10 protein-coding genes are annotated in these 12,133 nt (G+C 69.4%); 1 reads left to right on the top strand and 9 read right to left on the bottom strand.

Features of this window, described 5'->3' with window-relative positions:
• Positions 1 to 104 precede the first annotated feature (104 nt).
• Positions 105 to 1,241, top strand: a complete 1,137-nt coding sequence (locus FSYMDG_RS14785) for an acyl-CoA dehydrogenase family protein (RefSeq protein WP_013874211.1) — start codon at positions 105 to 107, stop codon at positions 1,239 to 1,241.
• A gap of 259 nt (positions 1,242 to 1,500) precedes the next feature.
• On the opposite strand, the gene FSYMDG_RS14780 is transcribed toward FSYMDG_RS14785, so the two are convergent.
• The 9 genes from FSYMDG_RS14780 to FSYMDG_RS14745 form a co-directional block, all read right to left on the bottom strand.
• Positions 1,501 to 1,695 carry a ferredoxin gene (locus FSYMDG_RS14780; protein ID WP_013874210.1) on the bottom strand — a complete coding sequence of 65 codons (195 nt, stop codon included), beginning with the start codon at positions 1,693 to 1,695 and terminating at the stop codon, positions 1,501 to 1,503.
• A 13-nt stretch (positions 1,696 to 1,708) separates the two neighbouring features.
• Positions 1,709 to 2,848, bottom strand: coding sequence for an aromatic ring-hydroxylating oxygenase subunit alpha (locus FSYMDG_RS14775; protein ID WP_013874209.1), 1,140 nt, complete (start codon positions 2,846 to 2,848; stop codon positions 1,709 to 1,711).
• Positions 2,849 to 3,222: 374 nt separating this feature from the next.
• Entirely contained in the window at positions 3,223 to 4,026 is an 804-nt protein-coding gene (locus tag FSYMDG_RS14770) for a response regulator (protein WP_013874208.1), read from the bottom strand.
• Positions 4,027 to 4,325: 299 nt separating this feature from the next.
• On the bottom strand, positions 4,326 to 5,231 hold the full coding sequence (locus FSYMDG_RS14765; protein WP_043606634.1) for a potassium-transporting ATPase subunit C: 906 nt from the start codon (positions 5,229 to 5,231) through the stop codon (positions 4,326 to 4,328).
• 5 nt (positions 5,232 to 5,236) lie between these two features.
• On the bottom strand, positions 5,237 to 7,459 hold the full coding sequence (kdpB, locus tag FSYMDG_RS14760; protein ID WP_013874205.1) for a potassium-transporting ATPase subunit KdpB: 2,223 nt from the start codon (positions 7,457 to 7,459) through the stop codon (positions 5,237 to 5,239).
• Between the two features lies 1 nt (position 7,460).
• Entirely contained in the window at positions 7,461 to 9,122 is a 1,662-nt protein-coding gene (gene kdpA, locus FSYMDG_RS14755; RefSeq protein ID WP_013874204.1) for a potassium-transporting ATPase subunit KdpA, read from the bottom strand.
• A 130-nt stretch (positions 9,123 to 9,252) separates the two neighbouring features.
• Positions 9,253 to 9,342: a K(+)-transporting ATPase subunit F gene (kdpF, locus tag FSYMDG_RS24675; protein WP_076842627.1), complete on the bottom strand. Its 90-nt coding sequence runs from the start codon at positions 9,340 to 9,342 to the stop codon at positions 9,253 to 9,255.
• Between the two features lie 676 nt (positions 9,343 to 10,018).
• Positions 10,019 to 10,942 (bottom strand): acyl-CoA thioesterase, encoded by a 924-nt coding sequence (locus FSYMDG_RS14750; RefSeq protein ID WP_013874203.1) that lies wholly within the window; start codon positions 10,940 to 10,942, stop codon positions 10,019 to 10,021.
• Positions 10,917 to 12,056: a FadR/GntR family transcriptional regulator gene (locus tag FSYMDG_RS14745; protein ID WP_013874202.1), complete on the bottom strand. Its 1,140-nt coding sequence runs from the start codon at positions 12,054 to 12,056 to the stop codon at positions 10,917 to 10,919. The genes FSYMDG_RS14750 and FSYMDG_RS14745 overlap by 26 nt, the downstream gene beginning before the upstream one ends.
• Positions 12,057 to 12,133: the final 77 nt, after the last annotated feature.

The raw sequence follows: 12,133 nt of genomic DNA, 5'->3' as shown, positions 1-12,133 counted from the left end.
CGCAGGTCAGAGCTCAAAAACAATCACTTGTTTTTTTCTAGCATGGTCGATTAACGTGGTCAACAGACAGATATGGGCCCGCGGTGCTGACGGAGGGTGCAGGGATGGACTTCAGACTCACCGAGGAACAGCAGCTGTGGAGAGACGCACTGCACACGTTCATGGAGCGCGAGGTAGGGCGGGAGTACATCCGCAAGCACGACGAGTCCCGGGAGTTTCCCGACGAGGCTTACCAGAAGATTGCGGACAGGGGCTGGCTGGGGCTGCTCATCCTCGAGGAGCAGGGCGGGCTCGACGCCGACCCGGTGATGTACGCGATCTTCTGTGAGGCCATGGCGAAGTTCAGCCTCGATTTTGCCGCGTGCGTGATGACCTCCATGTTCACCGCGACGAACATCGCCAACCACGGCACGGCCGAGCAGCGCGAGCAGTACCTGCCAGGCTTCCTCGCCGGCAGGACGAAGTTCAGCGTCTCGATCACCGAACCGGGGGCCGGCTCGGACGCGGCGGCGGTGCAGACGCGGGCCGTCCTCGACAACGATCACTGGGTGCTCAACGGGAACAAGGTCTTCTGTTCCGGAGCGCACCTGCCGGACACCGTCATCACCGTCCTCGCGCGCACCAGTCCCGAGCGGCACCGGGGCCTCAGCCTGATCCTGGTGCCGAACACCGCGCCCGGCGTCGACATACGCAAGCTGAACACGATCGTCCGCCGTAGCCTCGGCACCACGGAGATCTTCTTCACGGATGTCCACGTCCCCGCCGGAAACCTGATCGGCGAGGTGAACAACGGCTGGGGCTACATCGGCGAACACCTGGAGTACGAGCGCCTGAGCCTGGCGGCCTCCTACGTGGGAAACGCCCGCACAGCGCTCGACGACACCGTCACCTATACCAGGAACCGCACCCAGTTCGGCCGGCCGCTGTCGTCGTTCCAGGTCCTCAAGCACCGGATGGCGGAGAACGAGTGCGAGGTGGAGGCCGCGCGGCTGCTGGTCTACAACGCCGCGACGAAGATGGCGCGCGGTGAGCGCGCTCTGAAAGAGGTGTCGATGGCGAAGGTGTTCGCCGCCGACGTCGCCTTCAGGACCTCGTTCAACGGTATGCAGGCGCTGGGTGGATACGCGCAGCTTCCGGAGTTCGACATGGAACGCTACTTCCGTGAGGCCAAGCACGCGATGGTCGGTGGCGGTGCGAGCGAAATCCAGCGCAGCATCATTGCAAAGGAGATGGGACTCTAGCCCGGATCCTTCGTACGTCCAGCGGACAACAGGCGGCGTGTCAGTGACCGGACCGGGATCCGCCCGGTCCGGTCCAGGCCGTTGCGAGGGTCGCCACGCCTGCGTCCCCGCACCTCGTCTCCCGAACGGGAGAAACAGTCCTCCGGTCGGAGAAGCGGTGCGGGACGGATACGACCCGGTGCGACGGAAAACAGCGAACGGGTTGAAAATCTGGCCTGAAGCCACCGGTGAACGGGGACACGGTGCCACGGGCACCGGCCTATTCGGTGAAGTGAATGGCCTTGCTCGGGCAGTCGTACTCCGCGCGGCGGACGGCGGGCAGCCGCTCGTCGGCGACAGTAGCCCGCGACAGCACCACAAGTCCGTCGTCGTCCACGTCGAAGATCTCCGGATCCGCGAGGACGCAGTTGCCGTAGCCCTGGCAGACGTCCCGATCGACCCTGATTGTGATCATTTCTTTCTCCTGATCAGCGAAGACGTTTGGCGACTTCGTCGTGAAAGGCGGTCAGTCTGCTCTCGGCGGTGTTGAAGATGTTGCGCCGGAATCCCTTCGACCGCGCCAGCGCCGCGAAGTTGTTGATGACCTCGGAGTCCTCCGCGAGGACTTCGAGGAAGTGTTTCCAGTCCCGCTCGTTGTGCTGTTCCCACTTCGCGTCGCTCAGGCCGTCCGGGGTGGGCCCGACGAGCTGGTAGGCGTTGAGGACGGTTTTGTCCGGCGCAACCGGCCAGGCGGTCCACATCTGCAGGTGGTTGGGAAAGCAGCTGAAGATCGTGTTCGGGAACGCGAGGTAGTGGCACAGATGGGTCTGCCGATGATCGCTGTTGGAGACCTTGTCGGTGAACCCGCGGATCGGCAGCGTCATCCAGGAGTGCGGTGAGGCGATCTTCAGGCTGGCATCGCGCCACAGAACCAGCCCGGAGAGGGTCGACTTGTGCGTGAACGGGACGTGCCAGGTCTCGTTGAACGCGTCGACGACGATTTTCCAGTTCGCGGTGAGCGTGACCGATGCGCGGAACCGGGTGTCGAACCGGTCGAGCCGGTAGCCGGCGAGCTCCTCGCCGATCGTGTCGAGGTACTCCAGCAGGTCGGGGACCGTGTCGGAGAGCGTCAGCCAGATCCAGCCCGACCACTCGACCACCCTGACCGCCGGTGCCCGCAGCCCGGCCAACTGTGCCGGGTCGAATGACTCACGCAGCGGTACCTGGCGAACGCTGCCTTCAAGATCGTAGACGAAGCCGTGCCACGGGCAGGTGAACCGTCCGGTGGAGCAGCGTCCGGAGCCTTCGACGAGAAGCGCGCCGCGGTGCTGGCAGACGTTGTGCCAGGCCGACACCGATCCGTCGTCAAGCCGGATGATCACTATTGACTGTCCGAGCTGGTTCCAGACGACGTAGTCGCGGGGCTTTGGCACGTCGGCGGACGGAAACACCGGGAACCAGGCGTGGGACAGGATCCGGTCGAGTTCCCCCTGGTAGCGCGCCTGATCCGTGTACACCGAGGCGTCGACCGCGGATGGGGCGAGGGGGTACTGCGGTTCGTCCCGGGCAGGCTCGTCCTGAGCGGGCTCGGTGGGGGCGAGTCTGGTCGCCGGGATGGACTGGGTCATGTGAGTGCCCTTCTCGTCGGCGTCGCCACTGGCTGGCCCGGTTGCCGATGTCGCGGGCCGGATGCGGGCTCGGATAGGTAAACAATCATTTGTTTCAAAGTAAGGCTGTGTGTAGTAGGTGTCAAACCGGCTCTGCGTGTGACGTATGGCGTGGTCCGCAACATGCCGGGTTGCCCGCGATCCGCGGAGCCGGACCGGTGCCGGCCTCATGGAAGACAGTCCGGACTGGTCGGGGCTGTCCGCGATCGGTCAGGCGGTGCGGCGGCCGGTAGGTGCCGCGGCTGGTAAAGGCGCTGAAGGCGCTGTCCGGAAGCCCGTGGTGGCGGGACGGGGACGGGCCATGGCCGCGCTGGTGATGGCCGGAACCGCGCTGGTCATGGCTGGAAGCGGTAGCCCATGCCGGGCTCGGTGATGAAATGGCGGGGGCGTGCCGGGTTCGGCTCCAGCTTGCGGCGCAGCCGTCCCATGTATTCGCGCAGGTAGTGGCTGTGTTCCTTCGGGGAGGGGCCGCCAGTGCGAGGGAGGAGCTGGCGGTGGGTGAGCAGTTTTCCGGGGTTGCGCACCAGTACTTCGAGCAGGTGCCATTCGGTCGGGCTGAGGCGGACGGTGGCCAGACCCTCGGGCCGATCTGCGTGGTTGGCCGGTGGCTCGGGGTCCGCGATCTCTCGGGCCTTCCCATCCGGCCGTGTGGCACGGAGAGCGGGCTCGGGCGCGGCGGAAGCACGGTCGCGCCGATGATCGGCCAGCCTGGTGATCCGTCGGGCGGTCAGATCGATCGTATAGTCGCCGATCGTTGTCAGAGGAGCCTCTGTCGCGCTCAAGGTTCTCCTGGCTACCGCGCGTAGCCGGGCGAGGAGTTCGTCGACGCGGAAGGGCTTGGTGACGTAGTCGTCGGCGCCCGCGTCGAGCGCGCCGACCTTGTCGGTGCTGCCGCCACGGCCGGACAGGACGATGACAGGCGTTGTCGTCCAGCTGCGCAGGGCGTGGATGACCTCGGCCCCGTCCATGTCGGGCAGGCCCAGGTCGAGCAGGATGATGTCGGGCCGTCCGGACGTGGTGGCGGCGAGCGCGTGCCGTCCCGATGTCGCGGTCATGACCTCGTACCCTCGGGCGTGCAGGGTGATCCGCAACGCGCGCAGAATCTGGGTGTCGTCGTCGACGATCAGGACGCGGGTCATGCCGCACCGTCCCGCGCGCCGGTGCCGGCCGAGGCACCCCACAGCGGCCGGAACGACATCGGCGACAGTGCCAGGACCGGTGCCAGGAGCATGGTGACGCCTCCGCGGAGGTTCCGTTGGCAAATACAGCCTCCAGCACAGAGCAGTCTCCCTTCGTCAGGGCTGCCGGGGCTACGGGAACGGGTCGGGACGACCGGCGCGGGCCGTCCCAGGCGGGGCACGGGTGGGACGAGGTCCGTGGGTGCCGCCTCGGCAGGCATCGGCGGAACAGCAGGCCTGGTCGGGTCAGCCTGGTCGGGTCAGCCTGTGCCGAGCCTGTCCAGGGCGAGGTTGAGTTCGACGACGTTGACCCTGGGCTCGCCGAGGAAGCCGAGCGCACGGCCGCGCACATGATCCTCGACCAGCCGGCGGACCGTTGCCGGGGGCAGCCCGCGGGCGCCCGCGACCCTGCTCACCTGGAGGTAGGCGTAGGCGGGGGAGATGTCCGGGTCCAGGCCGCTGCCGGAGGCGGTCACCGCGTCCGGTGGCACCGGGTTGTCCCGGCCGCGCCCCGGCCCGGGGACGAGGACGCGTTGGCCCGCCGCGTAGTCGCCGCCGGGCGTCGCGCACTCGACCCGCACGCCTTCGTGGGTGGCGACGAACGGTTGCGCCGGGCACCGCTCGTTCACGCTGACGACCCGCACGACCGGCCCGGCGAAGCCCGGATCACGGTGGAACACCGCCAGCACGGCACCGACACCGCCCGGGGTGCAGTACGGGCGCCGTCCGTCGACACCTTCGAGCTGTCCGACGGCCCTGCTGCGGCCGCACACGGTGGTGAGCAGGCTGCGCCGGCTCTCGTCACCGGGTGTGACGGGATCGTCGAACGTGTCGACGACGTCCTCGGGGCCCAGGTTGGACGCGGAGGTCGCGGTCGGGTCGTAGCCGACTCCGGCACCGGCGGCGGACGGCCGGGGCTGGAAGTACGTCGGGATCGGGCGGCCGGCGGCGTCGGTGAACGGCTGGCCGATCCTTGACGAGCCGACGACCGTGCCGTCGGCCGCCCGGACGAGCGAGCCGTCCGCCCGGTGGCGCAGCCCGGGCAGCTGGGCGATCGCGGTGACGGCCAGGGGATACGCGACGCCGACGAGCACGGTGAGCACCAGCAGCATGCGCAGTGCGGCGAGGAGCTGGCGGACAGGGCCGGGCAGGCGTGGGGAGGCCATGGCGATCACCGGATTCCGGGGAGGAACTGGACGGCCAGATCGATGAGTTTGATCCCGACGAACGGGACGACCAGGCCGCCGAGGCCGTAGACACAGAGGTTGCGCCGCAGCATCGCTATGGCGTTGCCGGGTGTGTAGCGGACGCCGCGCAGGGCGAGCGGGATCAGCGCGATGATGACCAGCGCGTTGAAGACGACCGCGGACAGGATCGCCGACTGCGGGCTGTGCAGCCGCATGAGGTTGAACGTGTCCAGCCCGGGATACACCGCGGCGAACAGCGCCGGGATGATCGCGAAATACTTGGCGACGTCGTTGGCGATCGAGAACGTCGTCAGGGCGCCGCGGGTGATGAGCAGCTGCTTGCCGATCTCGACGATCTCGATGAGTTTCGTCGGGTTGCTGTCGAGGTCGACCATGTTGCCGGCCTCCTTCGCGGCCGACGTGCCGGTGTTCATGGCGACGCCGACGTCGGCCTGGGCGAGCGCGGGGGCGTCGTTGGTGCCGTCCCCGGTCATCGCGACGAGCCTGCCGCCGGTCTGCTCGCGCCTGATCAGGTCGAGCTTGTCCTGGGGGGTCGCCTCGGCGAGGAAGTCGTCCACCCCGGCCTCCTCGGCAATGGTCCGCGCGGTCAGCGGGTTGTCGCCGGTGATCATGATGGTGCGGATGCCCATGCTGCGCATCTCGTCGAAGCGTTCCCGCATGCCCGCCTTCACGATGTCCCTGAGCTGGACCACGCCCAGGACGCGGGCGGTTCGGCCGCCGTCCGCAGCGCCGGCGGTGAGCACCTCCGCGACGACCAGCGGCGTCCCGCCGGAGGCGGAGATGCCGTCCACCACGTGGTCGGTGTCGGGCGGTGCGCTCCCGCCGCTCTCCCGGACCCAGGCCAGCACCGCGCTGGCCGACCCCTTGCGGATCTGCCGGCCGCCGCCGCGGGGCCCGGGCGTGGCCAGGTCGACACCGGACATCCGGGTCTGCGCGGTGAACGGGACAAAGGTAGCGGTGGGTAGTTCGCCGGCGGTCCGCTCCCGCAGGCCGTAGGTGGTCTTGGCGAAGACGACGATCGAGCGTCCCTCCGGCGTCTCGTCCGCGAGCGAGGACAGCTGCGCGGCGTCGGCGAGCTCGTGTTCGTCCACGCCTCCGACCGGGATGAACGCCCACGCCTCCCGGTTACCGAGGGTTATGGTTCCGGTCTTGTCTAGCAGCAGGGTGTCGACGTCGCCGGCCGCCTCGACCGCGCGGCCGCTCATCGCGAGCACGTTGCGCTGCACCAGCCGGTCCATGCCGGCGATGCCGATCGCCGACAGCAGCGCGCCGATCGTGGTGGGGATCAGGCAGACGACCAGCGCCGCCAGCACGATCCCGGTGACGCCGTCGGCGTCCAGGGCGGCGCTGTCGGGGATGCCGGGCTGCTGCGCCCGGGAGAAGATCGCCAGTGGCTGGAGGCTCACGACCGCGAGCAGGAAGACGATGGTCAGCGAGGCCAGCAGGATGTTCAGCGCGACCTCGTTCGGGGTCTTCTGCCGGTTCGCGCCCTCCACCAGGCCGATCATCCGGTCGATGAAGCTCTCCCCGGGCCGCTGCGTGATCTCGACGACGATCCGGTCCGACAGCACCCGGGTGCCGCCGGTCACCGCGGACCGGTCGCCTCCGGACTCACGGATCACCGGCGCGGACTCGCCAGTGATGGCGGACTCGTCCACGCTCGCGATGCCCTCGACGACGTCGCCGTCACCGGGGATGAACTCGCCGGCCTCCACCACCACACGGTCGCCCCGCAGCAGGTCCGGCGCGGGTACCCGCTCGGTCCGGGCCGTCTCGGCGGGCTGGCCGGGTGCCCAGCCGACGAGCCGGCGGGCGATCGTGTCGGTCTTGGCCCTGCGCAGCGCGGCGGCCTGCGCCTTCCCGCGTCCTTCGGCGACGGCCTCGGCGAGGTTGGCGAACAGCACGGTCAGCCACAGCCAGCCGACGATCAGCCAGGCGAACACGGTGGGGTCCGCAACCGCGAGCACGGTGGTGAACGCGGCGCCGATCTCGACGATGAGCATCACCGGGTTGCGCCACAGCGTGGCCGGGTTCAGTTTCCGCAGCGCCTGCGGGGTGGAGCGCAGCAGCATCCGCGGGTCGAGCAGGCCACCGGAGGCCCGCCGGGGCGAGTGGGTGGAGCCGGGGCCGGAGCCGGGGTTGCCCGCTGGGCCGGCGGGGTTGTCGTACGCGGCGGTCGTGAGCATGTCAGTGCAGGCCTTCCGCGAACGGCCCGAGGGCGATGGCCGGGAAGTAGGTCAGGGCGACGACGACGAACGCGACACCGGTGACGAGGCCGACGAACAACGGCCGGTGGGTGGGCAGCGTCCCGCTCGACACGGGGGCCGTCTTCTGCCGGGCGAGGCTGCCGGCCAGGCCCAGGACGAACACCACCGGCAGGAACCGGGCGAGCAGCATGGAGATCCCCAGCACCGTGTTCCACCAGGCCGTGTTCACGGTGAGGCCGGCGAACGCCGAGCCGTTGTTGTTCGCCACCGAGGTGGCCGCGTACAGCACCTCGGACAGCCCGTGCGCGCCGGAGTTCAGCATGTTCGCCCGTTCGCCGGGCAGCGCCATGGCCACCGCCGTGACGCCGAGGGCCAGCGCCGGCGTGGTGAGAATGTAGAGCGCGGCGAACTTCACCTCCCGCGCGGCGATTTTCTTGCCCAGGTACTCGGGCGTTCGCCCGATCATCAGACCGCCGACGAACACCGCGAGCACGGCGACGACCAGCATTCCGTACAGCCCCGACCCGGCGCCGCCCGGGGCGATCTCCCCGAGCATCATGTTCAGCAGCAGGACGGCGCCGCCGAGACCGGTGTAGGAGTCGTGCGCGGAGTTCACCGCGCCGGTGGACGTCAGCGTGGTGGCGGCTGCGAAGGTGGCCGAGCCCGACACCCCGAAACGGGTTTCGACGCCTTCGGTCGCGGCGCCGACAGCGGTCGGGACCGTACCGTGGTGGGCCAGTTGGAAACCGTTGACCAGAAACACCCCGGTTATCGCCAGAACGGCCATGACGGAGACGATCGCGAGACCCTGGCGGGTGTCACCGACCATTTTTCCGAAAGCTCTCGGCAGAGCGAACGGGATCGCCAGCAGAAGGTATATCTGTAGCCAGTTGGTCCAGACCGTCGGATTTTCGAACGGATGGGCGGAGTTGACGTTGTAGAAACCGCCACCGTTGGTGCCGAGCTCCTTGATGATCTCCTGGCTGGCCACCGGGCCGCCGGTTATGGCCTGGCCGCCGCCGGCGATGGTCGACACCGTCCGGACGCCGTGGAAGTTCTGCACGACACCACCGGCGACCAGGACGACCGCACCGATGACGGAAATCGGCAGCAGGACACGGACGACGGTGCGGACCAGGTCCACCCAGAAGTTGCCGAGCCGGTCGGTGTGGCTGCGGGAGAACCCGCGGACCAGGGCGATCGCCACCGAGATGCCGACCGCAGCGCTGGCGAAGTTCTGCACCGCCAGACCCGCCATCTGCGCGAGGTACCCGAGCGTCGACTCGCCGGCGTACGACTGCCAGTTGGTGTTCGTGACGAAGCTGGCCGCGGTATTGAACGCCTGTCCCGGCGCCATCCCGTCGAAACCGAGGTTGAACGGCAGCCGGCCCTGCAGGCGGAGAAAAACGTACAGGAAGAGCGCTGACACGCACGAGAACGCGAGTACAGCGCGCAGGTGGACGCTCCATCGCTGGTCTGCGTCCGGATCGACGCCGACCAGCCGATAAGTCATTTTTTCGGCCCGCAGGTGACGCTCGGAGGTGTACACCCGGGCCAGGTAGTCGCCGAACGGCCGGTAGGTCAGGCCGAGGGCGACGGCGAGCGAGGCGGCGAAGACGACTCCCGCCGTCGTGGTGTTCATTCAGTGACCCCTTGTCGACCGGAAGCCCGGGCTCGGAGGAAACACAATCGTGGCAACGATCGCGCGGTCCGTGGCCGGGCGGGCCGTGGCGCGTCGCTGGTCCGGCGGGTCCGAATTTCTTCGAGGAAAGTCAGAACTTCTCCGGGAAAAGCAGGGCGACCACGAGGAAGACCACCAGGGCGGTCACCAGGACGAGCCCGGTCAGGTTCTCGGCGGTCACAGCCGTTCCACCCCTCGTACGACGAGCCCCAGCACCGCGAACATCACGATGATCAGAAAGATGAAAACCAGGTCACGCACCGCCTGCTCCTTTTGCCACGTCCCGCTGCCACCGCGGGGACCGACCGGGCTGCGGCGCTCCCCTCGGGTGACGGCAACCCCGCCACGCCCGGCCGTCCGGATGCCGGATACCCGGTGCCCAGGAATCCGAGTGCCCCGAGTGCCCGAGTGCCGATGGTGACACCGGTATCGGGTCTCGCCGCAGGCCCTGACCGGGATGTCCCGGGAACAGACGCGACACGCCGGATACCCGGGCTGTCACCCGCGAGCGCTGGCACCATGAACTCCCCGGATCGCGCCGATTGCCGTATTGCCGCATCGGCAGCATCGACCTCACGGGAGCCGGCCACCAGCGGCGTTGACGCCCTGGTGACGCCGAATACGGCAGAGCGCGAAGGAGCACGAAAGAGCACGGAAAACGTGGCCGGGGAGCCACCGGCCGTTGGCCGACGCCGGGTGCCCACCGTGGGCTCAGACGGGGAAGCAAGCTGCCCGGTCACCCGGTCACCCGGTTGCCGTGATGGCCCTACCGCCATGAGCTGATCCGTTATGGCCAGATCAGGTCTGCCCTGGTCGCCGGGCCGGTGGGTCGGCGGGGCTCGCCTACATCCTCACTGTCAGGAGTGGACGCGCATCAGGCCTTCCTGCGCGACCGAGACGACGAGCCGGCCGTCGGCGGTGTATATCTCGCCGCGGGCGAAGCCCCGGGAGCCCGCCGCCGACGGGCTGTCCTGGATGTAGAGCAGCCACTCGTCCGCGCGGAACGGACGGTGGAACCACATGGCGTGATCGAGACTGGCCAGCGAGATCGTCCGGCCGTCCGTCGACCGGTGCGGGAGCAGGGTCGTCGTGATCAGCCGCAGGTCGGACGCGTACGTGACCGCGCAGACGTGGTAGAGCGGGTCGGCGGGCAGTGTCCCGCGGGCGCGGAACCACATCCGCTGGTGGGGGCTGTGCGGCTCCCCGTGTGAGGACCACACGGGCTGTTGGACAGAGCCGTCCGCTCCTTCGGTCGGCGCGAGCCGGACGTCGAGGTAGCGGGAGAAGAAGGGCTCGATGCTCCCGCCGTTCGACAGGGACCACCCGGGCAGCTCTTCGGGCAGGGGAGCGGGCAGTTCCTCGGGCGGCGGTGACGGCGGCATGGGTGACTGATGCTCCGGGCCGTCGGTGACGCGCTGGAAGGAGGCGGACAGGTGGAAGATCGCCCGGCCGTGCTGGATGGCGACCACCCGCCGCGTCGTGAACGACCGTCCGTCGCGGATCAGATCCACATCGTAGATGATCGGCGCGCTGGGATCGCCCGGCAGCAGGAAGTAGGCGTGCAGCGAGTGCACCGGACGATCAGGGGCGACTGTCCGGCCGGCGGCGATGAGCGCCTGCGCCGCGACGTGGCCCCCGAACACCCGGGTCGGCGCCGTGTGCCACGACCAACCGCGGAAGATGTTGGTTTCGATGAGGTCGAGGTCGAGGACCTCGACCAGGGAGTCGGCCTCCGCGCGCGTCACCTGATCCACATTACCTATCCGGTGGCGCCGCTTCATCGAACAGCGGCGCTCCGGGGATTTCGGCTTCCCGTGACGCGGCGGAGGCATGGCCGGGCCGTCGATGGTCCTCGGCCGGCTCGGGGATTTCGGCCCGCGGGCCGGCAACGGTTGCCGGGGCGCGCTCGGGGGTGGGCGTCGTCGCCAGCAGGTGACGCCGCCACAGCGCCTCGGCCTCGTCCGCCGCGCCGGCCTCGATCAGCGCCACCAGTTGCCGGTAGGGCTGGCGGCCGTCGTCCCCGGCCGCTGGTGTGCCCGGCCGTGCCGTGATGCCAGTGCCAGTGCTGGTGCTGGTGCTGGTGCCGGCGTTGGAACCGGCGCCCGATGTCTCCTCTCGGGCCATGTCGATGATGTGGCGCAGCATCCCGACGAGCACGATCAGGGTCTGGTTGCCGGCGAGTTCCACCAGCAGGCCGTGGAAGTCCGCTACCGCGGACCGTGACACCGCGGGAGCGCGGGCCTCCCAGGCCGGCCCGCCGGCGGGCGCCGTGAGCGCGGTGGTGGCCCGGTCGGGCCGGGTGCGGGCCGCCGGCCGGTCAGCGTCCGCCGTGGCCGCCTCGACGGCGGCGAGCGCCGCCCGCAGCCTGGCCAGGTCCTCCTCGGTGTGCCGCTGCGCGAGCCGGCGGACGCAGGGCGGCTCGAGCAGCGCCCTGGCCTGGTGGACGTCGGCGATGGTGGTGCCGCGGTACTCCAGGACGAGCGCGGCGTAGCGGGCGGCGACGTCACCGTTGGGCGTGTGGACCCGGGCGCCTCCGTGCGCCCCGCGCCGGACGCTGATCAGCGCTTCGGACTCCAGGACGCGGAAGGCCTCCCGCAGGGTCGGGCGTGAGACCCCGAACTGCCCCATCAGCACGGCTTCCGGGGGTAGGGCGTCCCCCTCGACCAGTTCGCCCCGCACGATCTGGCGCCGCAGGCGGGCGGCGACCAGTTCGGCGGTCTTGGGGACGCGCACCCGCCGGCCGATGTGGCTGTCGCCGGCCGGGTGCCGGCCGGCGTCGTTGTCGTACCCGACGGCGGGCGTGCCGGCCGACGGGTCGGGCGTTCTGACAGCACCGGGCCGCCCGATGCCCGTCGGGCCGTCTGTTGCGATATTGGCTGCGTTCAGTAACACCATGATGGTCCCCCTCGGAGAGATCCGGCTGCGGGCGGGCAGTATGTGGCCTGCTGGCGCTGGTTCGGCTCCTTCGTCCA

This window comes from Candidatus Protofrankia datiscae, assembly GCF_000177615.2.
GTDB classification, from domain to species: Bacteria; Actinomycetota; Actinomycetes; order Frankiales; family Frankiaceae; genus Protofrankia; species Protofrankia coriariae.
Note: the sequence above shows the minus strand (reverse complement) of the source record. Positions and strands in the feature narration are given on the sequence as shown.

Excerpts from the sequence above, each read along its gene's own strand:
- FSYMDG_RS14750 (WP_013874203.1), bottom strand. The coding sequence starts at position 10,942 with ATGAAGCGGCGCCACCGGATAGGTAATGTGGATCAGGTGACGCGCGCG.
- FSYMDG_RS14780 (WP_013874210.1), bottom strand. The coding sequence starts at position 1,695 with ATGATCACAATCAGGGTCGATCGGGACGTCTGCCAGGGCTACGGCAAC.
- FSYMDG_RS14770 (WP_013874208.1), bottom strand. The coding sequence starts at position 4,026 with ATGACCCGCGTCCTGATCGTCGACGACGACACCCAGATTCTGCGCGCG.
- kdpB (WP_013874205.1), bottom strand. The coding sequence starts at position 7,459 with ATGCTCACGACCGCCGCGTACGACAACCCCGCCGGCCCAGCGGGCAAC.
- FSYMDG_RS14775 (WP_013874209.1), bottom strand. The coding sequence starts at position 2,848 with ATGACCCAGTCCATCCCGGCGACCAGACTCGCCCCCACCGAGCCCGCT.
- FSYMDG_RS14765 (WP_043606634.1), bottom strand. The coding sequence starts at position 5,231 with ATGGCCTCCCCACGCCTGCCCGGCCCTGTCCGCCAGCTCCTCGCCGCA.
- FSYMDG_RS14785 (WP_013874211.1), top strand. The coding sequence starts at position 105 with ATGGACTTCAGACTCACCGAGGAACAGCAGCTGTGGAGAGACGCACTG.
- FSYMDG_RS14745 (WP_013874202.1), bottom strand. The coding sequence starts at position 12,056 with ATGGTGTTACTGAACGCAGCCAATATCGCAACAGACGGCCCGACGGGC.
- kdpA (WP_013874204.1), bottom strand. The coding sequence starts at position 9,122 with ATGAACACCACGACGGCGGGAGTCGTCTTCGCCGCCTCGCTCGCCGTC.